Source organism: Peribacillus sp. V2I11 (assembly GCF_030817135.1).
Classification (GTDB): Bacteria; Bacillota; Bacilli; order Bacillales; family DSM-1321; genus Peribacillus; species Peribacillus simplex.
In genome coordinates, this window is the sequence record NZ_JAUSYW010000001.1 from 5,312,377 (window position 1) to 5,336,903 (window position 24,527).

Consider the following 24,527-nt stretch of genomic DNA (forward strand, 5'->3'; position numbering starts at 1 on the left):
AGGTCGGTGGCTGAGTCGTTTTTGGAATCGTTTGCAGTTGTAATAAATTTGATATTCGTCCACGTCTTGAATCAATTCTTGTTCTGTTTTTTAAATGATTTAGATATAACATCTCTGATTAAAGAACATTTCCACTTAGACATTATCATGGTCGTTTCCTTTAATTCCAAGCTAGATTCTCGCCTCGATTATCAGTAGACCATTGTAAATCTTCAAATTCTCCATCCTTTTTATACTTCTTTACTCTTGCTTTCGAATGAGTACTACATGAAGGCCTACGTTCATCGTAATTGTTTCATTTCATAGCTGCCCCCCATTCAAATACATATGTACAGCTTTCACTTTCTTTTCTTATTGAATATTTCTCGAACCCTTACCCTTTTTTAGCCATAATAAAATCCCCTCAAGGTAGTAGTGTAACATCCACGATTGTTTGTGGTCTTTTTACACTGTCTACCTTAAGGGGATAATATCAAAGCAGTCTTTTGAACGGTCTTCAAAAACTAGCTCTCGTTTTAATTTGTTATTGGCCGTAACAAAAGTTTCGATACCATGTTGTTTTTTAATAAAGAGCCTAACTTATTCTTCAATAATTCAACCAAATAAATCAGTTTAATCCATATTCTTTAATCTTATTGTAGAGTGTTCCTCTAGACATACCGAGTAATTTGGCAGCCGCACTTTTGTTTCCATATGTCTTGCTTAAGGCTTCTTGAATCATGAATAACTCTTCTTTTTCCTCTTCCTGTAATGATGTTTCATGTGGGCCTGAGATATCTCTATTATGTACATAATGGTTACTAGTTATATTTTTTTGAAGATGATTGCTTTTAATAGTATTTTCATCATTCAGAAGAATAACACGTTCCACGACATTCCTAAGCTCGCGGACATTTCCTGGCCATTCATAGTTAACCAATATAGTTATAACTTCTGATGCAATTTTTGGAACTGGTTTCTTATACTTAGAACTGAACTCTTGCACAAACTGTTCAACTAATTTAACAATATCCTCTGGCCTTTCACGTAAAGGAGGAATATCAATGTTAATTACAGTTAAGCGATAATAAAGATTTTCGTTGAACTTCCCTTCCTTTACCATTGCTTCTAATGCCTGAGAAGCAGAAGCAATAACACGAGTATGTGTCGTCAATAATTCCGTTGTACCTACACGATAAAATGAACCATGTTCTAAGTAATGTAGAAATTTTTCTTGAATGTCTAATGGCATTTTATCAATTTCTTCAATAAATAATGTTCCATTATGTGATTGCTCAATTTTTCCGTTTTTTCCAGTCTTCTTATCAGCTGTAAAAACTCCCTTTTGATATCCAAATAATTCAATCTCTAAAAGAGAGGAAGGAATGGCTGAACAATTAATCGTTACAAAAGGACCGGTACGCTTTGAACCGCCGTAATGAATAGCTTGTGCCAACATCTCTTTTCCTGAACCGGGTTCTCCGGTTAACAGGACAGGAATGTCTGCGTAGGCAACTTTTTGCGCTATCTTCACTGCTTTTTGAATTTCTACATTAACTCCAATGATAGAGGAAAAAGGGTTGTCCTGATGAATAAGTAACGGTAAAGAAGAATCAAGTTCCTCGTTTAAACGAACAATTTGAGTAATATCATGTTCTGTTGCAATGCCTCCAATAACTGTATTCCCCTTTATGACTGGAGAGGCATTTACTAATACGTGATTATTTTTATTAGGGCGATGATAAGCGCCACGAACGGGACGTCCCTCATTTAATATACGATGTAATATAATAGACTCTGATTGAAAGTGCTCTCCAATCTTTTGACCAAGGATATTTTCACGTTTAATGCTGTATGTTCCCTCAGCAACGGAATTCCAACAGATAACTTTCCCCTCTTGATCAACAGCTGTGACTGCGTCATTAATGGTTTCCGCCAATGTAGAAAAGTAAGCGGATAGCTCCTCATTTTTCAATTCCAGTTGTTTAACCCATTGGTTTGCAGTTATAATTCCAATAATTTCTTCTTTTTCTGGATCTTTGATTAGAACGGGCCTGCTCCAATCAGTTTGTAACATAGAAAGTTCAGCGATTGTAGAAATGGTGCAAGGAGTCCACTTTACCTTTTCAATCCACTCGATTACAGACAGTGAATCATCCACTGCTGCCAAGAAACTGCAATCATTCTTTGTAACAACGTAGTAGTGTTCTTCCGCTGAAATAATCACAAAATCACACTTTGAAAATTTGTTCTTTATATCAATTATAGATGTATAGGGTTTCACTATAGTGAAGGAGTTGTCTAGGTTAATTTGTTCCATTTTAAACATAATAAACCCCTTTTATTATATATTTTATGAGAAAGTATAATCATTTATACAGTATCATCTTCTAACAATCATAAAACAAATATGTTTAAATAAAAACTAATAACTTTATTATAATATAAACTTCACTCTATGTTTCTAACGATTGAATTCCTGTAAAAGAAATACGGGATACTATGAATAGAGTTTTTTTATTATTTGTTCAGGAATTAGCACTTTTACGAATGATAATAATAGCGAAATACCCCATAGAGTATCAGGAGCCTAAATACCTTTTGAATGTTTCATTCTCTTCTTGTGATAATAAATCAACCTTGTAACTTAATTAACACTGTTTTATGTACATTCACTAAAAATATGACTGGACTAACTCCAATTGTTATGTAAATTAACGTATGGCTTCAACAGACAAGGAACGAAAATAAATTCCTGAAATTCTAAATGATGAAGTAAATCATTTTGAACCTAGCCACGTCTATGCCGCAGTTATTTTATATCCACTTTCTTTATTGCTTGAACAACTTTTATTTATATTTGATTGGTTCGATTTTTCCAATATTTTAATAAGGTTGCGAATAGCATTCTTCGTTATTTCATCCCATTGTTCAAAAAGGCTGACCACAGCTTCCCTAACTTTCTAAATTAATTTCGGCTCCCTCATGAATAGTAGTCTTAAGATTGCTAGCTGCCGAAAGAAAGGCATCATCTTTCAACAAATCAGCAGCTTTTTCATCTTCTGCATTTTTAAATGATCTAATAATTGAGTATTCCACATAAAGGATAAACCTAGTGGAATATGATAGCAATAATCAACCATGACAAATTATTGAAGATCCTTCATAAATGGTGACCCAATTGGAATAAGATAGCGTAAATCCCATATAGAAAGTGTAACAAGAGAGGAGAAAAACACTTTGTCCTTTTTCAAAGATCCGCTATCACAAGATCAAATGCTCGCTGTGATCAGAAATGGCCTGGGACCTTCCCAAATCCCCAAAAAAATCATAATCATTGGTGCCGGCATGTCTGGGTTGGTTGCAGCATCCCTTTTAAAACAAGCGGGGCACGATGTAACGATATTGGAAGCATCCGGGAGGGTCGGAGGGCGTGTTTTGACCATACGGGAGCCATTTTCAAATGGTTCCTACCTTGAAGCCGGTGCCATGCGCATCCCGAATTATCATTACTTAGTTGCGGAATACATTAAGAAGTATCGTTTACGAGTCAACACTTTTGTGAACGCGACTCCTAATGATCCCATTTATGCCAATGGGATCAAGACGACTGCTGCCATATATCAACGGAACCCGGATATACTGAGGTACCCTGTAGCTCCCCATGAAAGAGGTAAAACAGCTGAAGAATTACTCAACATGGCAATTAAGCCTGTGACTGACTTCATCACTCAAAACCCACGTAGAAATTGGGAAATAGTCATTAAAGAATTCGATAAATACTCCATGAGCTTCTTTTTGCGATACAATCCTGTAGGGATGAGTCTATCCACGGGGGCTATTGAAAGCATCAAAGTCCTAATGGGTTTAGAAGGATTCCCTGAACTTTCTTTTCCGGCCATTCTTCGGGAGCTTATGCCGCTTTTTAATCCAGACATAAATTTTTTTGCAATCGAAGGCGGAAACGACCGGCTTCCTTATGCTTTTCTACCGGAATTGAAGGATAATCTAAACTTCAGATATGAAGTGACAAAGATCGTTCAACATGATAATCAAGTAACCATCCATTCCAAACATACTCAAAGCAAAAGATCCCTAACGGTCACCGGTGACCTTGCCATCGTGACTATCCCTCTTCAATTGCTGCAATTTATAGATATTGAACCCCGGAATTCCTTTTCCCATAATAAGTGGAAGGCAATAAGAGAACTCCATTATGCTGCTTCTACAAAAATTGGACTTCAGTTCACACATAGATTTTGGGAAAAGGAAGGAATCTTCGGCGGTAAACTGACGACCGATTTACCCATTAGATTTGCTTATTACCCCAGCCAAACGAGTAACCAGAGCGAATCAGGCATCATCTTAGCAAGTTATACATGGGAAGATGATGCCACTTTATGGGATATACTTCCGGAAAGAGATCGTTTACTACACGCGTTAAAAAATTTGGAAGTGGTCCATGGAAAACAAGTATATGATCATTTTTTATCAGGAGCTTCTTATAGCTGGACACTGAATCAGTATGCATACGGCGCTTTCTCCATGTTTAAACCTGGCCAGGAAACGGACTTGTTTCCATACATCCCAACTCCTGAAGGAAGGGTCCACTTCGCTGGTGAGCATACATCAACCGTACCTGCTTGGATTGAAGGAGCCATTCAATCCGGCATCAGGGTTGCACATGAAGTAACGGATCTGCCTAGAACATTCGAAGAGCCTTTTTAAAATGATGGGACCTTTTAAATGGCTATTAAGATATCAATAAATAAAGAGCTTTGACAAAAACCTTCCCATTCGGAAGGTTTTTTTTCTTATGACCAGTCACTTTATCCCTCCTTTTGAACCGAAGTCTACGATCCTTATGTCCACTTCATAATTAATATCAGCTTTACTGAAAACTTCGTCCCATTTCTTCTTATTTTTCTCCCAAAACTTCGGATGCTGATTTTCCACATAACGATAAAATCCTGCTACCCCTGTTTTATATTCATGCTGCAATTTGTATACGATTTTCTCGACATCCTTCTTAACTTCATCCTCGGCAATACGCTCAATCTTCTTTAAATAGGCTCCTTCAAATGAATTTTCCTTACCATACCAATCTTCCGAAAGTCTTCCTGTGTATCCGACCTTAACATTTATCGACAAATGATCCCCGTTCAATTCCGTCGTGATTTTCCTCCTTGTCCTATTGATCAATTCAACACTTAAAGGCTTACCGTGATGGACAGCTTCGATTATTCCTCCCTTCACCTTTCCGTTCAACCAATTTAATGCCGCTATATCCTCAGTATTCATGACTCCGACCAACTTTGAGTTGTTGATCACCCCTGCACCTTCCAAAATTAATTTCCCTCTCCTAATATCAACGGCCTGAATGGCAAAGCTTTCATCTGATTGCAAACTTGAGGAAGCTTTGCCCATTGTTAATGGCGGAAGGATTTTATTCGTTCGCTCCACATTATCTTTCAATTCATAAATTACATTCGAAGGGATCTCCCCATCGTCGGCTAGTCCCAAAATTTCTTTTGTCGGACTCTTTGTTAAATAAACAAGGCAACTTCTCCTTGTATTGTTATCGCGTATGGACTGATTGATGATCGCTTCCATCGGGATCTTCCTTAATACATCCTCATTAATGAGTATGATACGCTGATGATTGGTTAAAACCGTATTGGTTATGAGCAAAGAATCCCTAATTGCTTCATGAATTGTTTTGGCACTGACGGTAACATTCTTATATTTTAGTCGGGCCTGATTCTCTTGAACACTATTTGCTGGAGGCACTAGAATTTGCTGGGTTAACATGATTTCGCCTTTCTTTTTGCTTTTATCGATTCCTATTCCAACCACAAGGGATAACTCTTCTATATTTTTACTGTCCCAACAGCCTGTAAGCAAAGGAATAAGCAAGATTAACCATAATCTTTTCATCCGCTTCTTCTACTCCTTTTCACATGAACGATTGCGAATGTAATAATTGGCAAGCCAATCAATATTACGGGAAATACATATCCCAGCATATCACTCATTTTAAAAATCTCGATTGTATTTTTAGGGATTTTGGCCAGAAAAAAAACGATTGGAACCAAAACAATTAGGTTCGTTGTATATGAATTGTTGAAAATCCTCGTCATTCCTTCTGCTGCGAAGTAATAGTAAATCGCATGTGTTAAAAAAAACTGAAGAATCCAGGTGATTAAGAGAAATAGCTCCATACGTTCTAAAAATATCCCTGTTACTTCATAGGACTGAATAAAAGAAATGGTTGGCCAAGTAACCGCTTTGACTTCCGGTACAGTCAGTGTAGCCACTACCAGAACATATGTAATTACATATAAAATCAGCGGTATGAAAAAACCTATTAAAACGCCACTTTTTATCTTGTTTTGATTTTTAACGACGCCAAACAAAAAGATGAAAAGTTCAATTCCGAAAAAAGACAAAGTTCCGGAGCCCATTCCTTTCAAGACAGGGAGAAATCCTTTCGCAAGCACAGGCTGCATGTTTTTAAGATCGACTACCCTCAGACTAAACAAGTAAATGAATAAAACGATAAAAATAGTCAAAGGAAGAAAGAAGACACTCGCCTTTGCTATGGCTTTAATTTTACCTGTCAAAAGATGCACACTCGCTAAAATCATGGTAAGTATCACGATCTCAACCGGAGTTTCCTCCAACAAATAAAATCGGACCATTTCACTCATCGCAAGAACTTCAAAGCTGGCCACGCCTATAAAGTACACCACCACGAGCAATCCAATAAGTTTGGATAGCCACTTTCCATAGGCCTCCTCCATGTATTTGTAATAGTTAGCCACCTTATGTTTTTTTAACAGTACAACCAATAAGCATATGAAAAGGGTAATAGCGATCCCATTAATAATCAAAACGATCCATCCATCGGACGAATGGATTTTTTCCGTTATCGTCCTTGGAAGCGTAAGCATCCCAACTCCTAACATGGCGCATGAAATGATCGCTGCCAATTCGCCACTAAGAATTTTGCCGTCGGATTGGCTCAAGAGAATCCCCCCCTTTTTTCCGCTTCGGTAACCGGAGGAACGCGTCCTTCCAAGTCTTTTTACCGATAAAATCCATTGGTTGAAAATAAGGTTCTTGAAAACTGGTCAATTTCGACAAATGGCTGATAATGATGATAAAGAATAATGTGGTTCCGTAAAGACCTAAAACGGCGGCAAAAATCATCGCGCCGAACCTTAATGCCCTAAACGCCAGTCCAAAGCTATATTGTGGTACCGTAAAAGAGGTAATTGTCGTGATCGCAACGATTATGACCATCAGGGAACTCACAATATTCGCTTGAACGGCAGCTTGTCCAATAATGACTCCACCAACCAATCCAACCGTTTGCCCAATGGGTGCCGGGAGCCGAATGCCTGCTTCCCGTAGCAGTTCTATCGTCAATTCCATGATGATTGCTTCTACAAATGGAGGAAAGGGAACGTTCTCCCTTGTACCTGCTATTGACATAGCCAGCTCTGTCGGAAGCAATCCAGGGTTGAACGAGACCAAGGAAATATAAATCCCTGAAAGGAATACGGTGATAAATAAGGAAAAGTAGCGAAGTACACGCAAAAAAGATCCTGCGACCCATCTTTCATAATAATCATCCGGTGACTGCAGCAGCATCGTCATTGTCGTAGGTGCCATAAGCGCAAATGGCGAGCCGTCAACCATGATGACCACCCTGCCCTCCTGCAATGCAGCCAACACTTTATCCGGACGCTCCGTATTCTGGATTTGCGGGAAAGGGGTTAACGCTGTATCTTCAATTAATTCCTCAAGCATCCCCGAGTCTTGGAGATCGGTAGCTTTCACTTCATTTATCCGTTTATTCACTTCTTTTAGCAAAGAATCGCTTGCTTTTCCTTCATAATAGATCAATGCAACTTCCCGTTTTTCCATCGTCCCGAACTTCAGTTGTTTGACGATTAGCTTGGGATGGTTTGAATATTGCCTTATCAAGCCGATATTTTCCTGGAGACTTTCTATAAACCCAAGCTTCGGTCCACGGACAACCCTCTCTGTCGAAGGTTCACCCAGTGTGCGAGCTTTTTCCTTTTCCAGATTCAAGACATAACCATTTGCCATTCCATCTATAAATAAAAGCGTTTTCCCGTCAAAAATATGCTCTTTGGCTTTTTCATAAGTTCCAAAATTTGTTCCCTGACTGAACAAATTTTGGAAATGACCAGCTTCTCGATGGAAACCGGGTGCCTTGATTCGACCTGCGCAGCCGATAAATCCAGGACTATATCATTGAATGCTGGGTAATCCATCGTTCCATTGACAAAAACAAATAATCCTGAAACTTCATAACCGGGAATGAATATCCGTTTAAAAACTACATCATCCTGCATATCCAATTCAGATTTCAATATTTCCTGCTTTTGATCCAATCTAATATGCAAGGGTTTACTTTCCATGGTGAACTCCTTTGGTTATATGCGTTTTATTGTAACAGTTTCCTCTATTTTCAATTTTTTTATTCGAACAGGAAATGGTGACGCTTTTAAGGATCCTTATCATGTATTCCCGTTCCTAAACGGGCATCCTTAACAATCCAAAATGGTTAATATGTAATTAAAATGCAAATGCTAGGATAACAAGCTTTAGTTTAGAGGTGACAGCATTGTTTAACCGCAGAAATTTCAAAAAAAAACCTAATGAACCAAACGATAAAAATGATGAATTAAATAAAGTTTCGGATGTAAGGGATCTATTCAATACCCTTTCTTCATCCAATGATTTCATAAACCATCAAGGAACATATAATGGTGTAGGCTATTGGGTATCTTTTTATCGCTCTTTAATTGATGCACAGGAACTTCATAAAAGTGTTCTTTCTGTCATCCCGACTCTGGAAGCGATAAATTTGGAGAAAATCAAAGAAAACGTTCCTATAGAAAATACACTTATCACCAATACCAAGGTTGTAATCGAAGAAAGGATCATGAGAGGCGAAATTGCCATTCGTTTGGATGGGAATCTTGATGAATGCCTATTGATCAATGTTGCGGGCCAACAAGGAAGGCAAGTTGAGAAACCTGAACTTGAATTTGGAATCATAAGTGCTCAAGAAGCTTTTGTCGAGGATATTGATATCAATCTGAATCTAGTCAGAAAAAGGCTGCCTATCCCTGGATTGCAGGTAAGTGAACTGACTGTGGGGTCGCTGTCTAAAACGAAAGTGGCGGTTTTATCTATAGAAGGAATCGTTGATCAGGAAAATGTCGATAATGTTATCCAAAGGATCAATGACGTTGAGTTTGATGAAATTTTGGACGGGTCCTATCTCGCGCAAATGCTATATGATAATTCAAATACCTTGTTTCCCCTTTTTCTAAATACGGAAAGGCCTGATCGCATCGCAAGTGCATTGGCTGAAGGTAAAGTAGCCCTGTTAATCGATAGGTCGTCCTCTGCACTTATTACTCCAACCATTTTGTTGGAATACTTTATCACCATGGAAGATTATAATATGCCGTGGGTTCCGGCATCCGCATTCCGTTTATTAAGGATATTCGCGGTTGCTTTTTCGATATTTGCCACTCCCATTTATGTAGCCGTGCTGACCTATCATTATGAACTGATTCCTAAAGATCTTTTGGAAACGATCGTCACTTCAAGGAACTTGATTCCTTTTCAGCCATTGATCGAAGCATTATTCTTGGAGATTTCCATTGAGTTATTACGTGAAGCGGCTGCCAGGCTGCCAACAAAGGTAGGTCAGACATTAGGTATCGTCGGCGGTATCGTTATCGGTCAAGCCGCTGTTGTAGCTGGTTTGACCAGTAATATCTTATTGATCATCGTTGCCCTCTCGGCATTGGCATCATTTGTTACGCCTATTTACAAAATGGGGAATGCCATTCGGCTGCTGCGGTTCCCCTTTTTAATCGGCGCCCAAATTTGGGGACTGCTCGGCATTACGATAGCGGCCGTGTTTTTGATGACCCACCTTATCAAATTAACGTCGATGGGACACCCCTACCTTGAACCGATATACCCATTTCGCATGCAAGATTGGAAAGATAGCTTTGTCCGGCTTCCCTTTAATCTATTCAAGTCGCGACCTGTAAATTTGCAGCCTGATGATATTTCCAGACAATCACAGCCAAAAAAAGCAAGAATCAAAAAAAATGATTTTAATGAATGATTTAAATGAGGGTCCCATATGAACCAAGCTGGAGTTAATGAAAAGTATAAAGTGTCACCGTTCTATGTGTTTTTTTAGTGCATTCCATGCAAACGGGAATAGGCGTTTTAAGTTTTCAAAGAGTCTTAGCGAAGACATCGGGAACGGATGGCTGGATTTCGATACTATTAGCCGGCCTGATCGTTCATATAATGATTTGGGTCATATATAAAATCTTCAGTATCGTCCCTGGTGATATCATTTCGGCCAATAATCATGCATTCGGAAAATGGATCGGGAATTTCTTCAATCTATTATTCATTCTTTACTTTTTGATCCTAGGGATGACTATCATGATCAGCTATATAAATGTCATACATGTATGGATGTTTGAAGAGGTAGGTTCCTGGGCGTTTTCCTTGGTTTTCCTGATCCTGATTTATTATATAAAAACGGGAGGGTTCCGTACAATTACGGGTATTGCCTTTTTAGGCTCCATTTTGACATACTGGCTTTTATTTGTCCTATTCTATGCCATGAAATACTCTGAATTCACCAATTTGCTTCCTGTTTTCCATCACACTCTATTGGATATATTGAAAGGAACCAGAAGCACTTCATTAACGATGCTTGGTTTTGAACCCTGATGTTTTATCCGTTCATCAAAGATGCTAAAACTTCACAAAAATATGCTCATGGAGGGGCCTTAACAACAACTTTAATAACCATATTCGTTTATTTGGTTTCACTTGTTTTTTATTCACAAAAACAGTTGGAAATGACTGTATGGCCGACGCTGACAATGACCAGCATTGTCGAATTGCCTTTATACAACGATTTGAATATATAGACGTTTCTTGGTGGGCCATCGTCATCATACCCAACATGACCATCGCCTTGTGGGCTGCAAGCCGAGGTTTCAAGCGTTTATTCAATGTTCAGCAAAAGTATCCATTATGGGGGATGTCCATTATCATCCTGCTTATCAATATATTTGTTTTTGATGTTGATACACTATATATATTGTATAAAATAGTCAATCCATATGGCGTACTCTTCCTTGTTTTATACTTGCCTCTTCTTTTGGTCGTCATTTATATAAAGAAATTGAGGAAACGTTTATGAGAAAATTATTTTTTATTATCTTGGCTTTTCCCCTCCTTTGTAGCTGTGCCCAGCCAAGGGTGGTTGACGAAGTCAATATGTCCCAAGCCATTGGCTACGATATACTAAAGAATGATAATGTCGAAGGAATGTTCGTCATCCCTATCTTCCAACAGGATAAGATGGGTAAATATCAAATTTTAAGTGGAACATCGACTACAACGAGTGATGTCCAGGCTGTCGTTTCCAAAAAAGCTGATAAGCCGGTATTGCTAGGACAGACACGCATCGTTTTATTTAGCGAAAAAATGGTTCGTGAAATCGGAATAACAGAACTCACCGATTATCTCTACCGTGAGCCACAACTTGGAAACAGGGTACTTTTGGCTGTCGTTGAAGGAAAGGTCAAGGATGTAATAAATACGAAACCACCAAATACGAATGTGAATATTGGAATCTTTTTATCGGATTTGATTAATCAACAGAATGAAACAGGGAACGGACCGGATACTAATCTCCATCTTTTTTTAAGAAACGCTCTAGAAGCTGGCGGTGATTCGTATCTTCCTTTAATTAAATTAATTAATAATGAAGTTGCGGTTTCTGGAGTCGCCCTATTTCATGAAAATAAGATGGTCACGAAAGTTCGAACGGATGATATGTTCCTTTTTAAGACATTAGTTCAACATCATAGGCGGGGAGTATACAAATTCAAATTAAAAGACAAGAAAAAAAGCGATATCGTAGTGGAAAGTATCCGAAGCGGTTCAAGTTATGAAGTATCCCAATCAGAGAGTAGTCCCTCGATCACGATTAAGATCAAAATTAAAGGACAAATCAAGGAATCCATGCGAAGTGACAACCTTACCAATAGAAAGATGATAAAAAAAATTGAAAGGGAAATGGAAGATGATTTAACCAAGCAAGCAAACCGGCTTATTAAGGATTTTCAGAAAAAAAACCTTGACCCGATTGGCCTGAAGGAAAAATATCACGCCAAAAATAAAAAAATGACCTATGGACATTGGAAAAAGATTTATCCGAAGATGGACATTAATATAGAAACTACAGTTAACATCATCCAAACCGGGGTCTCAGAATAATTTTAATTAATAGGAATACTCCTTATATGCTATCAGTAAGTAACCATACCACTGAACATATCTCTAAACATAGGTTCCCCCATCTTCTTGAATTTCCAGGAAAGCATCCCTCTCCCAGGCTGTTGAGAAACCCTCGACAGCCTTTAATAACTTCAATTCTCTCCGATAAACCACAGCGTTAATATAGTATTTTTCACGTATTATAACAAGGTTAGTGATCCTAATGTTTAATACATTTGACAACACACAAAACGTATTGGAATTTGTTTTAATCGTTGACCTTGTCCCTCATAACCAACTTCACCGAAAAATTGATATTCATATAGACTTTTACTTTATCCTTTAGGTTCGCCCAATTACTCCGGTGGGTATGGAAGGCCTTAATTAGGACACTTATTCTTTTCAAAATGATGTTCAGTGGTTACTTATCTGGAATCCATCCGAAAAGCGACTGGAACGAGCGATTCGAGTCATCCAAATACAAGAATCACCACTTAATATCTGGGCTTTCGCGCTTGATTTGTAAAGTGTCAGGTGAAAACCAATCTTTAAATTCATTGGACACCGGAGGTATGCTCCTGCGAAAGGACATCGGAGCTTGTGTGTTTCTACCTGTGCGAACTACTCGTTCGCGCACTTTAAATGAAGGCGGATGGGGCTGAATATTCTTCAGCCAATCGTAAAAACTACTACCATATATTAAATATGCTACAAGGTGGAATTCATCATGCTGGTGAACATCTCAGTTATTTAACTCGGATGCAGATGCTTTTTGAATCAGCCAGAAAGTATAAAAGAAGGTAAGGTCACTTCTCAAGAAACAGAGTTATTAACCTATCGATGTTTTATTAAATAAAAGGAGCTGACTTTATGAAAAAAACTTTGAAATCAATCATCGCTACTTCTGTAATAGGCATAAGTGTAATCTTGGGATTCTCTTTTGCTTCCGCCGGTAGCGAAAAAGATGAATTGAAATCAGATAAAGTGACGTTCTTCGGGTCCCCAACTTCTGCGATTTCCAGTTCAGTTGCTGTACCTCAAGATTATAGCCGGTTAGCGTTTAGTGGAACAGTGGCTCCTCTTTTAAAAAAAGAAGGAAAGACTATTTATGAGAGATATGGCAATACAGAAAGGCAGGCAATTGGAATCTTAGAGAAATTAAAAGCAGATTTGAAAACAAAAGGACTTTCCCTCGCTGATGTAACCTATCTGCGTGTGTATGTCGCGCCAGATCCAAATAAAGATGATACACCGGACTATCAAGGTTGGTTTAATGCCTACGCTCTGTTCTTTAACACAAAAGAAAATCCAGTGAAAACAGCTCGTTCAACAGTAGGTGTGCAAAGTCTGGTTTCTCCGGATTATCTGATTGAAATTGAAGCAGAAGTAGCCTATAAAAATAAAGGTAAGTTAAAATAAGAAGTTAGACGATTGAAGTGAATGATATGTTTCAAAATACCGGTGTTCCGGGCTTGGTTATCATTCTTATCATGGCACTTGTGATTTTTGGACCTAAAAAAATCACCTGAAATCGGACGAACTTTATCTAAACTAAAAGTACAACCAAGGGGTTCGTTGATGAGGATAAAGAGGAAGAGAAAAAACCTGAGTTATCGACCGTTTTATAGCGAGGCAGTTTTAAACGATGTTTACCGCAGATAAATACTTCCGTTTCCTTATTAACCTGATTTAACCGTTCGGCTTTTTATTTGAGATGCCGTTGGTCGAAATGTTTTTAACGAGACTAGGGATTCTCATTCCTGTGAGGTGGGCCAGAGCGAGAAAAAACTCTCTTATTTTGTCCTCATTGTCGTATCAATTCTGACAACTCCTCCTGATTTCATCCCGGATATCCTGGTCATCATTCCTTTACTTGTTCTTTACGAACTGAGTGTCATCATTTCTCCAAGGTTGTTTATAAGCAGAGGCTAGTCAACCAAGTTACAGTGTGATTATCAAAGTGCTATAGTGAAACTCTATATTTCCGCCTCCAAGGTTCCTACAATCATAAAGGAAAAGGTTTTGAAAAATACAAAGCCGCCCGAAAACTTTTCTACTTAAACACCTTGAATACAAACAGAGACAGGAATAAATTCCTGTCTCTCGTTTGTTAATCAATCATGAAAATTCGTTCCATCCGTCACTTCTTTGACAATGCCAGCATTTATGACAAAGTCACCGAAATGCTCACCTTGCTTTCGTTCTTTCGCATAACGGGAAAGAAGTACACGCAGCTCTTTTAATATCTCTTCTTCACCGATGTTTTCACGGTACATTTTGCTTAATCGGCTTCCGTCGAATGCAGCACCGAGATACATATTATATTTGCCAGGTGCCTTACCGATAAAACCAATTTCCCCGAGTGCATGCCGGGCACATCCATTCGGACAACCGGTCATGCGAATCGTGATTTCTTCGTTCCTCAGCCCGTTTTCATCAACGATGGTCTCGACTTTATCAAGCAGAACCGGCAAATAACGCTCTGCTTCGGCCATTGCCAACCCGCATGTTGGAAGCGCGACGCATGTAATCGAGCTGCGTCGGATAGCCGAATGATGTGCACCATCCGTCAAACCGTATGTTTCAAGCAATTCTATGATCTTTTTCTTTTTCTGACTTGACACATCTGCAATGATCAGGTTTTGATTGGCCGTCAAACGGAAATCACCCGTATGGATCTTTGCGATTTCGCGCAAACCGGTCATCAGCTTGTAATCATTGATATCGGCAATACGGCCTCCCTCTACAAATAGTGTAAAATGCCATTTCCCTTGCATGCCTTTTACCCATCCATAGCGGTCACCATTATTATCAAAATGATAAGTTCTCGCTTCCTCTAGCTTCCATCCTAAACGATTTTCCAGTTCAGCCTTTACAGGTTCGAGCCCAAGCCTGTCAACCGTATACTTGAACCGTGCATTTTTCCGTACGGATCGGTTTCCGTAATCCCGCTGAACCGTAATGACTTTTTCAGCCACATCCAGTATTTTGTCTGGCTGGCAAAATCCGATTACCTTGGCTAGTTGGGGATAAGTCGCCTTGTCACCGTGGGTCATTCCCATACCGCCGCCGATCGCCACATTAAAACCAACGAGTTTTCCATTTTCAACAATTGCTATGAAGCCAAGATCTTGGGAGTAAACATCAATGTCATTGGATGGAGGGACGGCAATGCCTATTTTAAATTTCCTTGGCAAATAAAGCTTTCCGTACATTGGTTCGACTTCCTCCAATTCAGGAGTACCGACCACTTTTTCTTCATCCAGCCAGATTTCATGGTACGCCCTTGTACGCGGCAATAGATAATCACTCAATTTTTTCGACCATTCATATACTTCGGAATGGATTTCGGATTGAAATGGAATCGAATTGCACATTACGTTCCGGTTTACATCTCCGCATGCAGCGATTGTATCCAACATGGAAGCATGGATTTCCTGAATGGTTTTTTTCATATTCCATTTTAAAATACCATGCATTTGAAACGTCTGCCTTGTTGTCAATTTCAAGGTTCCGTTCCCGTATTTCTGGGCAAGGTCATCCATAACAAGCCATTGAGAAGGCTGTGCAACCCCGCCGGCCATGCGGACACGCAACATAAACTGATAGGCAGGCTCCAGTTTTTGTTTTTGACGCTCATTGCGTAGATCCCGATCATCCTGCAAATAGCTGCCGTGATGTTTCATTAGTCGATTGTCATCATCCGGAATACCGGCGCTGATCCGATCCTGCATCACTTTTCCAAGTGTACCTCGCAAATAATCGCTTTTTTCTTTAATTTGCTCAACATCACTAGGCGGGCCTTCTGGTGCTTTCAATAGTGGGTTCACCATGTTGTTATCTCCTTTTCGTCCAAATTTCAGTACACATCACGTTGATAGCGTTTATTCTGTTGCATTTCTTCAAGATAAGCTTGCGCATTAGCATGGCTCATATTTCCTTCTTTTTCAATGATTTCAATAAGCGTATTATGGACGTCATGTGCCATGTTTTTCTCGTCACCGCAAATGTATAGAGCTGCCCCTTGTTGAAGCCATTCGTATAATTCCCCGCTGTGCTCGCGCAGCCGGTTTTGAACATACACTTTTTCATCAGTATCACGTGAAAAGGCAACATCCATTTTCGTAAGTACACCTGTTTTTAACCACTTTTGCCATTCAGTCTGGTAAAGGAAATCCGTAACGAAATGCTGATCGCCGAAAAAGAGCCACGTTTTCCCTTTCGCTTTCGATTCTTCGCGATCCTGGATAAAGGATCTAAACGGAGCAATGCCCGTTCCCGGTCCAACCATGATAATTGGAGTATCTGGGTTCTTAGGCTGCTTGAAGTTCTGGTTATGCTGAATGTAAATGGGCAGCAAGTCCCCTGGCTGTAATCTGTCCGCACATAAAATGGAGCAGACACCTTTTCTTTCTCGACCGTGACTTTCATACCGGACAGCTCCGATTGTCAAATGCACTTCATCCGGATATGCGGATAAGCTACTCGCAATCGAATATAAACGGGCTGGCATTTTCCTGAGTATTGATACGAACTCTTGCGCCGATTCACCCCATGAACCAAAATCACGGACAAAATCAAGCAAATCACGGCCTTCACGATATTCTTTTAATCTTTCTTCATTACCTGGCACTAAAAGTTCCTTTAAATCCTCGTTACCTGAAAGCTGGGCCGCTTGTTCAATGAGCGATTTTGTCAAAACCGTAATTTCAAAATCGGAGATGAGCGATTCCCTAAGCTGACGAAGTTCTCCCTGCTTATTGACCTTCACGGTTTCTTCAGGGTCCCAATTGAGTTCCATAAGAAGCATATCCACTAAATCCGAATCGTTTTTCGGATAAATACCAAGGCTGTCACCAGGTTCGAATGTAAGACCTGAGCCCTCAAGAGATAACTCAAGATGATGTGTCTCTTTATTGGAACCACGGCCGTTCAAATTTATATTTTCCAGTACTTCCGCTTTAAACGGATTTGTTCTCGAATACGATTGTTCACCTACTGAAGCCATCGCTGCGGGAACTGCAGCAACAGAACTGCCTTGCCCTTCATTTAAACTAGAAATGACTCCTTCCAGCCATTCTCCAGCAGGCTCATCATAATCAAGGTCACAGTCCATTCTCGGAAATAACCGTGTCCCGCCAAGTTCCTCCAGGCGTTTATCGAATTGTTTTCCCGTTTCACAGAAAAACTCATATGAACTGTCACCAATCGCCAATACCGAAAAGCGGAGACCTTCAAGGCTTGGTGCCCTTCTGCCATGAAGGTACTCATGGAAAGACAATGTATTATCCGGCGGATCACCTTCTCCATGCGTGCTAACGGCAATCAGAAGATTTTCGATTTTTTTCAAATTGTTGACTTTAAAGTCACTCATGGATGAAATGGTAACCTGAAAGCCATTCCCCTCAAGCTTACTCGCTGCATTTTCTGCCAGCCCTTGAGCATTGCCCGTCTGTGAACCATAAAGAATGGTCACCTCTTTTGATATTGTCTTCCCGCCGCTTTGAGCTTCCAATACCGGGGTGTCGGCTGTACTGCTATTCGAAACTGACAAAGATGCAGTCAGATAACCGCTCAACCAAATTTTTTGTGTTTCTGTCAAGCTAGGCAGTAGGCTGTTTACGAGCTCTGCCTGCTCTTTATTAAAGGGACTGTTACTTACCTGAAGTTGCACGATTTCCACCTCACAAAGGGATATTAACTTATCTTAGTTGACTATTATGTACAACGAGTGGGTTTAAACATTTTTATTTCCATCCATAAATTAACTCGTTTACTCCTATAGACCAAGTCGGTTTTAATTGCAAAAAAATTTAAAATACAGTCATATAGGTTCATAGCACGCAACAAATAAAAAAATAAGGTTATAAAGGACAATAGCTTTCCCCAGCCTATACTCTTCCTAAAATAAGTTTCTCATTAAAACTTTACTGGAAGACACATCATTAGTAAAATATATATAATTTATTATAACTATTAAGAATATTAATAATAAGGGGAAATTTCTATGTACTATGATGCTCTAAAAACATTTGTGACCCTTGTGGAAGTCAAGAATTTTACAAAAACAGCAGAAATACTTCTTATGTCGCAACCAAGTGTTAGTTTACATATAAAAAAATTAGAAGAAGAGTTCCAAACCAAATTATTTCTCCGTTCTCCTAAATTCCTAAAAGTCACCTTAACGGGAGAAATTCTTTACGACCGGGCCAAGCAAATGATCACAATATATGAACAGACCAGACAAGACATTCAGGAACACGATAGGTCCATCAAGGGCGAATTAAAAATAGGGGCAAGTTTTACAATAGGAGAGTATATCCTTCCTTCTTTACTCATAGACCTTCAAGAGGACTATCCTGAACTTGAACTTCAAGTCGTAATTGGAAACACGGAAGAAATCGTTCAAGCCGTTCGGCTATACAAAGTGGATATTGGTTTAATCGAAGGTCAAACTAATGAAAAGGAGCTTTCTGTTCACCCATTCATGCAAGATGAGCTATTCATTGTGTCTTCTAACAATCATGAACTCGCTAATAAAGAGGAAGTGGAGATTACTGATTTACATGACCAAGCATGGGTAACCAGGGAAGTTGGATCTGGTACACGTGAATACCTTAACCACGTCATACGTTCAAATGGATTGAAAATTAAATCGCTACTTACAATAAGCAGTAATCAAGGAATTAAAGAAACACTTATAAAAAACGGCGCAGGGCTGGCTCTGCTTTCCCAAAGTGTCATTGAAAGGGACGTACAAAATAAAATCCTTTCTATTATTCAGGTAAAAAATGAATCCTTTAACAGAACACTTTCGTATGTCTATTCCCCAATTATGAACGATAAAAAAAATGTCAAGACTTTTATAACTGAATTAAACAAAAAATGGCCTATGAAAGCAAAGCCTAAGGTATGATCATTCAGGAGGACGCAGTCTCATTAATGCTGGAAACCCTTTTGCCTGACAGCAATACGCATATATTAAACGGCAAGAGAGTTCCTACCAAAAAAGTCGATCCACTATACATGAACTGCACCTCAATTGTAAGACACAACTAAAAATTGGAGGTGCAGTTCAACATTAACGAATCGACTTATTTATATCTACTTATGCACTAACACCCTCTTTCGGGTAAACTTCTTCTGAATTAGGCCCTTACTGGACACCGTAAGTCTTAGATACAAAATCACCCTTTACTCGACTTGTAGGAAGAGGTTGAAAAACATACGCTTTATGTCGTAATTACCGACTTTACTAAACCACTGGCTTTAGTATCCTAAATTAAACACCAAATGATAACACTCGATTTCTTTGCTCCCCCCATTTGAATTATAGAAGTAATTATTATTTGGAAGGCTCCTGTTTTTTCTTGTTCGGAAATAAAGCCATAGTTTCTCCAAAGAATGACCTTAAATCTATTACCTCAATCTTATCAATGATTAAAAAAGGGGATTCCTCCCAAAAAGGAACCGCTATGTTCTAAATTCCATCGATCGATTATTTGGAGCTTATTTATTTTGGGAAAGCCCCTTTTTTGAAACTCTATTATATCGCTAGGAAAGGTCTAACACATTAACTTATAAACAATTGGGTATACGAATAAATAGAGGATTCTTCATAGTTTGATTTTTGTTTTCCTTGTATAGATAAAAATAATATCAATTTTTGTATGGGAGCGGGTTATATGAATAATATTGAGATTAAAGAAGCAGCGATTGAACAACTATTAAAAGTGGATTATAAAGAGAATGAAGGTGTTCGTATCGAAGCCATTTATGTTGGGAGCTGTTCGATTTATGTGGAACACGAATTGAAAATTGATAATAAGAACGAAGATGATGAGAGATTCATTATTGGTGGGGTCCCCATATTAATATCAAGTGAGTCTAAAAAGCATCTTCCGGATAAAGTATTTCTTAACTACAGTGATGGACTTGGATACAAATTATATTCAGACGAAGAAACATTGAGATATAATCTGCAGTTGAATAGAGTGAATTAAAAAAATGAACATTGTAAAAAGCCCTTTTGTTTCAGTTGGGCTTTTTGTGTTTATACCCAGAGAATGTATCTTCGGCATTTACCTAGAGGGATATTTATTTTCCCATGGTTGGCACTGCACTACCATTAGGCAACTCACTTGTTAATTTGATTATTTTTTTCAATCCCATTTTTCCCCTTTGTAAACAAACCAATTATTAGGATTATAATTTCATTCAAACATACAGTAAACGAAAAAAAGTATTCCTCCTAATTCTTGAAAATCCACCTACCTATTTCTCCTAAAATCGTTAAGGGGGCAAAGAAAATCAAAGGACTTAACTCTGAAACGATAATTCCAGCCAAAATCCACTCTTTTCTGTCCTGTTTTCTTAATACGAGATGTTAAGAATTACAAATAAAAATTTATATATATTGTAAATGCATTAAGACACACCCCTAATAAATTTCATACTTTTTCAAACCCAATAAATAAAAGAAAGACTCTAGTTTCTTGTTAAACAAACCTGTCCCGTTAGTTCCATAAAAAAAGGCTGCCGCAGCAACCCTGTTAACGAATTAAAGCACCTGTTTGTTGATTTAAGACTTACTTTAAAGTTAAATGATAGAACATACAACGCTTCTATGTTGAATTTTAAAACCACCCAGCATACTGGGATTTATTCATAATATGAATAAGGACTTATGGTTGATGCCATTATTTATCCGCGGGATTTTCCACCTGAAATATTAACGGTTGTACCTGTGATATAGCTAGAACGGTCTGAAGCTAGATAAGTGACCAATTCACCAATTTCATCCAATTTACCAGGTCGTCCAAGTGGTATCGTTTTGCTGTAATCTGACCCTAGGCCCTCTACTGTCACTCCACGTGTGTATGCCAATGCTTCATTATAAGCATCTGTTGTTAAACCTGTTTGCTCATTAATCCCTGGCGCAACACCAACTACGCGGATGTTGAATTTCCCTAGTTCTTTTGCCCAAGAACGGGTAAAGCCATTGACAGCACCTTTTGTTGCCGAATAAACACTTTGTCCAGAAGATCCTTCCATACCTGCCTCAGAAGAAATATTAATGATAACGCCTTTTTTATTTTTCACCATTACTCTCGCAACTGCCTGAGCACAAAGGTAAGGTCCTTTTTGATTGACGGCAACCATGAAATCAAAATCCTTTTCACTTAACTCATACTCTGGCTTTTCACCACGGAAATCAACGAGTAAACGTGGTAAGTTTACACCCGCATTATTAACTAAGATATCTACAGTTCCATATAACTCTGTGGCTTTGGTGACCATATTTTCAACGCTTTTTTTATTGGTAACGTCGCATTGGATATGATAAGTTCCATCAGTTTGTTCGCCAGTATTTACATTTAGATCGGAAACAATCACCTTTGTACCGTTCTTTACTAAATGTGCTGTAATTTTTGAGCCAATTCCAGAAGCACCACCCGTAACAATTGCCACTTTATTTTCTAATTGATGCCATGATTCATTCATTCTTTTTCCTCCTTATTATAGATAGAGCCAAGGATCATAGGTGAATTTAAAAATAAGTAACAAACTCTAAATTGTTTAGCTGTGTTAACTCGTACTTATGCAATTTTCAGGGAAGGTTTAGCTCTTTCGAGGAAACATCCCTCTTCTTGCATTCAATTATTCTATATAAACCTTTGACAAGCTTATTTTTTCAAGATTTGAAGAGTTGTTCCTGCTGACGGCATTTGAATATCTCTTTCTTCAAGATGTAAAGTGCCTGGTAATTCTGCCGTTTCAGAACCATTGAATTTTAACGTGATATGTCCAAGTGAACCTAAATTCTTTTTCACCACGTCACCTACAGAGGTAATGGTATATTGATGATTGCCTAAGACGAGAATGTCGCCCTTTTCGATATCACCATTAATTTCATTTACATCAATTAATAAGCAATAATCCGCTAATTCACTCGGAGCATCAGCTCCGAATAGAATGAACATTTTTTCTCCAAGAAAATCAGAGACAGATGGACCAAGTTGGTTAATTTGAGTTTGATAAACTGTCTGCATTAAGAAACTCCTCCAATTCTTTGCTTTAAATAATCTATCAGAATCTATTCTAGTAATTATTCATACAAACCGAAGCTAGCGAGCCAAGCAATAAAAACCGTTGGTGCCCCAGTTAAAAAACGTCCGTACAATACGGAAGGAACTCCGACTTCAATGGTTTCCACTTCTGCCTCAGCTAAACCTAGCCCAACTGGAACAAAATCAGCTGCAGCCTGTGAGTTAATCGCGAAAAGAGCTGGCAATGCAAGGTGCGGAGGGATATTTCCTTTCCCGATTTCCACTCCAATTAATGTCCCAATGACCTGTGAAATAACAGCTCCCGGTCCCAAGAACGGTGATAATAATGGGAATGAGCATATTAAAGAGATTAAGAGCAAGCCCGGCAAAGATCCTGCAAATGGTGATAAATATTGTGCGAACACATCGCCAATACCAGATGCTTTAATCACCCCGATTAACATGGCGACAAAAGCCATAAACGGTAAAATGGTTTTAATGACAGTATCTATCGTGTCACGGCCAGCCTGATAAAAGACATTGACGATGGAACCCATCGCCATCCCAATGCGTGCGATGACACCTTTAGGCTTTCTTTGTTCACTAATTTTTTTATCTGCGCTATACTTAGGTTTAGAAATTGGTTTCTCAACTTGTCCGTTAGCATTGTTCACATTGGATGTTGGAGGTGTTGCAGCACCTTCATACAATTCAATGTTTTGAGGCTTTACTCCAGAGACGTAAATGTCCTCGGTAATGTGCATTGCTAACGGGCCACTTTGTCCAGTAGGCATGATATTGATCGTCATGATTCTTTTTTTGGGGTATAAGCCACATCGGAGCGTTCCACCACAATCAATAATGACACACGCCATTTCATTCTCAGGTACACTCGTTTTAAAACCGTCGACTAATTCACAGCCTGTTAATTCTGCAATGGTGTCTGCAATATCCGGTCTTGTTCCGCCCGTTACATAAACCACTTTATTTTTTTCTTCTGTCGGTGAAATCATTAACGGCCCACCAAATCCGCCTTGCCCTGCATTGACGATAATTGAGTTGTACTTCGTAACCGTTTGAGTCATCGCTTTCCCCTCCTTAGAGATCCACTGTTTCCTTCAAATTAACCCCTTGCTGTTTAGATACATAATAGGTTGTTAAATCTGTTACCCAGCCTCTTAAAAAGTTTGTGAAAATGCCCACCAAGAAGTAACGAAGGGCTAGTTCTGTTGTTTCAAATCCCAGTGTTGTAATTCCTGCAGCAATTCCCAAGAATACGAACAACTCTCCTGGATTAACGTGTGGAAAAAGTCCGTTATGCGTGTGGCAGGAATAAGAAGCAGCAGCATAATAACTCGGTTTGTATTTTTCCGGCAAAAATTTCCCAAGTGACAATGTCATTGGATTTGCCAAAGCGAACGTTCCAATTACAGGTAGAACAAAATATCTTGTAAGTGGGTTCTTACTAGATTTCTTCGCGATCCGTTCCACTCTTTCTTCTCCAACCAAGCGTATAAGGGCATTCATTGCAACTAAAAGCATGATAAGAAGTGGAACAATACCTGTTACTAAATCGACAAAAGTTTCGGCACCTGCTCTAAATAAATTCATAAAGCCATCTGCTGCATTTGTAAGCCAATCCATTCAATTCACCTCATATAATTCCTATTTTTTTGATAAGAGTAAATCAATCCAGCCTTTCTTAACCTTCAATTCACCCCCTTTAGAAATAATATGATAGCTGTTCAGTGCATCCTCAATAGCTAACCTTGTTAACTTATTTACTTTATAAAAATCTTCTTCACCGAGGTGTAAGAGATTTTTCCCCTCAAATCCATTTAAGTTCCGTACTCTTGAAAGTACGGTTACTCCCTGCATTTTGGTGGCTTTCAAAATGTTGTTTTTTCGGTCAATTGCAAACATTACAACAGTGCCTGATTTAATATGTCCCGTTTTTTTCCCAATCGCGACCCTTCCAAGCTTTCTCATCTCTGCATACTTTTTATTGAAATGCTTAATTTGCAAAAATCCAAAAATGCTTTGAAGGATCCAAGAAAAACCAATTAATATAATGACATACCATAGCATTTTCATATCCTCTTTTCATATGAACTGAATCCTACATCT

23 protein-coding genes and 1 pseudogene are annotated in these 24,527 nt (G+C 38.8%); 11 read left to right on the forward strand and 13 right to left on the reverse strand.

Features of this window, described 5'->3' with window-relative positions; genetic code table 11:
- Positions 1-607: 607 nt before the first annotated feature.
- Together QFZ73_RS25905 and QFZ73_RS25910 are read right to left on the reverse strand one after the other, a co-directional pair.
- Positions 608-2,308 (reverse strand): sigma-54 interaction domain-containing protein, encoded by a 1,701-nt coding sequence (locus QFZ73_RS25905; protein ID WP_307272289.1) that lies wholly within the window; start codon positions 2,306-2,308, stop codon positions 608-610.
- A 626-nt stretch (positions 2,309-2,934) separates the two neighbouring features.
- Positions 2,935-3,078, reverse strand: a complete 144-nt coding sequence (locus QFZ73_RS25910; protein ID WP_307272291.1) for a hypothetical protein — start codon at positions 3,076-3,078, stop codon at positions 2,935-2,937.
- Between the two features lie 177 nt (positions 3,079-3,255).
- Between QFZ73_RS25910 and QFZ73_RS25915 the strand changes: the two genes are divergently transcribed.
- Positions 3,256-4,707: a flavin monoamine oxidase family protein gene (locus tag QFZ73_RS25915; RefSeq protein WP_251434624.1), complete on the forward strand. Its 1,452-nt coding sequence runs from the start codon at positions 3,256-3,258 to the stop codon at positions 4,705-4,707.
- 96 nt (positions 4,708-4,803) lie between these two features.
- Here the strand turns inward: QFZ73_RS25915 and QFZ73_RS25920 are convergent, their stop codons facing one another.
- Genes QFZ73_RS25920 through QFZ73_RS25935 form a run of 4 tightly spaced genes read right to left on the reverse strand, consistent with a single transcriptional unit; the run spans position 4,804 to position 8,432 of the window.
- Positions 4,804-5,916: a Ger(x)C family spore germination protein gene (locus QFZ73_RS25920; protein WP_307272293.1), complete on the reverse strand. Its 1,113-nt coding sequence runs from the start codon at positions 5,914-5,916 to the stop codon at positions 4,804-4,806.
- A complete protein-coding gene (locus QFZ73_RS25925) occupies positions 5,913-7,007 on the reverse strand; it encodes a GerAB/ArcD/ProY family transporter (protein ID WP_307272295.1) in 1,095 nt (364 codons plus the stop codon). The genes QFZ73_RS25920 and QFZ73_RS25925 overlap by 4 nt, the downstream gene beginning before the upstream one ends.
- Positions 6,979-8,184: a spore germination protein gene (locus QFZ73_RS25930; protein WP_307272297.1), complete on the reverse strand. Its 1,206-nt coding sequence runs from the start codon at positions 8,182-8,184 to the stop codon at positions 6,979-6,981. Before QFZ73_RS25930 ends, QFZ73_RS25925 begins: the two co-directional genes overlap by 29 nt.
- Entirely contained in the window at positions 8,103-8,432 is a 330-nt protein-coding gene (locus tag QFZ73_RS25935; protein WP_307272299.1) for a hypothetical protein, read from the reverse strand. Before QFZ73_RS25935 ends, QFZ73_RS25930 begins: the two co-directional genes overlap by 82 nt.
- Before the next feature lie 206 nt (positions 8,433-8,638).
- Between QFZ73_RS25935 and QFZ73_RS25940 the strand changes: the two genes are divergently transcribed.
- The 8 genes and pseudogenes from QFZ73_RS25940 to QFZ73_RS25970 form a co-directional block, all read left to right on the forward strand.
- Positions 8,639-10,165: a spore germination protein gene (locus tag QFZ73_RS25940; RefSeq protein ID WP_307272301.1), complete on the forward strand. Its 1,527-nt coding sequence runs from the start codon at positions 8,639-8,641 to the stop codon at positions 10,163-10,165.
- 77 nt (positions 10,166-10,242) lie between these two features.
- On the forward strand, positions 10,243-10,791 hold the full coding sequence (locus QFZ73_RS25945; RefSeq protein ID WP_307272303.1) for a GerAB/ArcD/ProY family transporter: 549 nt from the start codon (positions 10,243-10,245) through the stop codon (positions 10,789-10,791).
- Entirely contained in the window at positions 10,791-10,994 is a 204-nt protein-coding gene (locus tag QFZ73_RS29070) for a GerAB/ArcD/ProY family transporter (protein WP_373458981.1), read from the forward strand. The genes QFZ73_RS25945 and QFZ73_RS29070 overlap by 1 nt, the downstream gene beginning before the upstream one ends.
- Positions 10,931-11,269 carry a GerAB/ArcD/ProY family transporter gene (locus tag QFZ73_RS25950; protein WP_307272305.1) on the forward strand — a complete coding sequence of 113 codons (339 nt, stop codon included), beginning with the start codon at positions 10,931-10,933 and terminating at the stop codon, positions 11,267-11,269. The genes QFZ73_RS29070 and QFZ73_RS25950 overlap by 64 nt, the downstream gene beginning before the upstream one ends.
- Positions 11,266-12,351 (forward strand): Ger(x)C family spore germination protein, encoded by a 1,086-nt coding sequence (locus tag QFZ73_RS25955; RefSeq protein WP_307272307.1) that lies wholly within the window; start codon positions 11,266-11,268, stop codon positions 12,349-12,351. The genes QFZ73_RS25950 and QFZ73_RS25955 overlap by 4 nt, the downstream gene beginning before the upstream one ends.
- 870 nt (positions 12,352-13,221) lie before the next feature.
- Complete coding sequence (locus QFZ73_RS25960; protein ID WP_307272309.1) at positions 13,222-13,770, forward strand: Rid family hydrolase; 549 nt, start codon at positions 13,222-13,224, stop codon at positions 13,768-13,770.
- 26 nt (positions 13,771-13,796) lie between these two features.
- Complete coding sequence (locus QFZ73_RS25965) at positions 13,797-13,880, forward strand: twin-arginine translocase TatA/TatE family subunit (RefSeq protein WP_251434629.1); 84 nt, start codon at positions 13,797-13,799, stop codon at positions 13,878-13,880.
- Positions 13,881-13,993: 113 nt separating this feature from the next.
- Positions 13,994-14,283: pseudogene (locus tag QFZ73_RS25970) on the forward strand (twin-arginine translocase subunit TatC); the annotation flags it as partial.
- 182 nt (positions 14,284-14,465) lie between these two features.
- On the opposite strand, the gene cysI reads toward QFZ73_RS25970, so the two are convergent.
- Together cysI and QFZ73_RS25980 are read right to left on the reverse strand one after the other, a co-directional pair.
- Positions 14,466-16,184: an assimilatory sulfite reductase (NADPH) hemoprotein subunit gene (cysI, locus tag QFZ73_RS25975; protein WP_307272312.1), complete on the reverse strand. Its 1,719-nt coding sequence runs from the start codon at positions 16,182-16,184 to the stop codon at positions 14,466-14,468.
- A 26-nt stretch (positions 16,185-16,210) separates the two neighbouring features.
- Positions 16,211-18,025 carry an assimilatory sulfite reductase (NADPH) flavoprotein subunit gene (locus QFZ73_RS25980; protein ID WP_307272314.1) on the reverse strand — a complete coding sequence of 605 codons (1,815 nt, stop codon included), beginning with the start codon at positions 18,023-18,025 and terminating at the stop codon, positions 16,211-16,213.
- Positions 18,026-18,358: 333 nt separating this feature from the next.
- On the opposite strand from QFZ73_RS25980, the gene QFZ73_RS25985 reads away from it, so the two are divergent.
- Positions 18,359-19,267 (forward strand): LysR family transcriptional regulator, encoded by a 909-nt coding sequence (locus QFZ73_RS25985; RefSeq protein ID WP_251434515.1) that lies wholly within the window; start codon positions 18,359-18,361, stop codon positions 19,265-19,267.
- Between the two features lie 769 nt (positions 19,268-20,036).
- Entirely contained in the window at positions 20,037-20,354 is a 318-nt protein-coding gene (locus QFZ73_RS25990) for an iron-sulfur cluster biosynthesis family protein (protein WP_251434518.1), read from the forward strand.
- 700 nt (positions 20,355-21,054) lie between these two features.
- Here the strand turns inward: QFZ73_RS25990 and QFZ73_RS25995 are convergent.
- The 5 genes from QFZ73_RS25995 to QFZ73_RS26015 form a co-directional block, all read right to left on the reverse strand.
- Positions 21,055-21,855: an SDR family oxidoreductase gene (locus QFZ73_RS25995; protein WP_307272319.1), complete on the reverse strand. Its 801-nt coding sequence runs from the start codon at positions 21,853-21,855 to the stop codon at positions 21,055-21,057.
- 182 nt (positions 21,856-22,037) lie between these two features.
- Complete coding sequence (locus QFZ73_RS26000; protein WP_307272321.1) at positions 22,038-22,403, reverse strand: PTS glucitol/sorbitol transporter subunit IIA; 366 nt, start codon at positions 22,401-22,403, stop codon at positions 22,038-22,040.
- Positions 22,404-22,459: 56 nt separating this feature from the next.
- Complete coding sequence (srlE, locus tag QFZ73_RS26005; RefSeq protein WP_307272323.1) at positions 22,460-23,485, reverse strand: PTS glucitol/sorbitol transporter subunit IIB; 1,026 nt, start codon at positions 23,483-23,485, stop codon at positions 22,460-22,462.
- 13 nt (positions 23,486-23,498) lie between these two features.
- Positions 23,499-24,044: a PTS glucitol/sorbitol transporter subunit IIC gene (gene srlA / locus QFZ73_RS26010; RefSeq protein WP_307272325.1), complete on the reverse strand. Its 546-nt coding sequence runs from the start codon at positions 24,042-24,044 to the stop codon at positions 23,499-23,501.
- A 21-nt stretch (positions 24,045-24,065) separates the two neighbouring features.
- On the reverse strand, positions 24,066-24,494 hold the full coding sequence (locus QFZ73_RS26015; RefSeq protein WP_307272328.1) for a transcriptional regulator GutM: 429 nt from the start codon (positions 24,492-24,494) through the stop codon (positions 24,066-24,068).
- Positions 24,495-24,527: the final 33 nt, after the last annotated feature.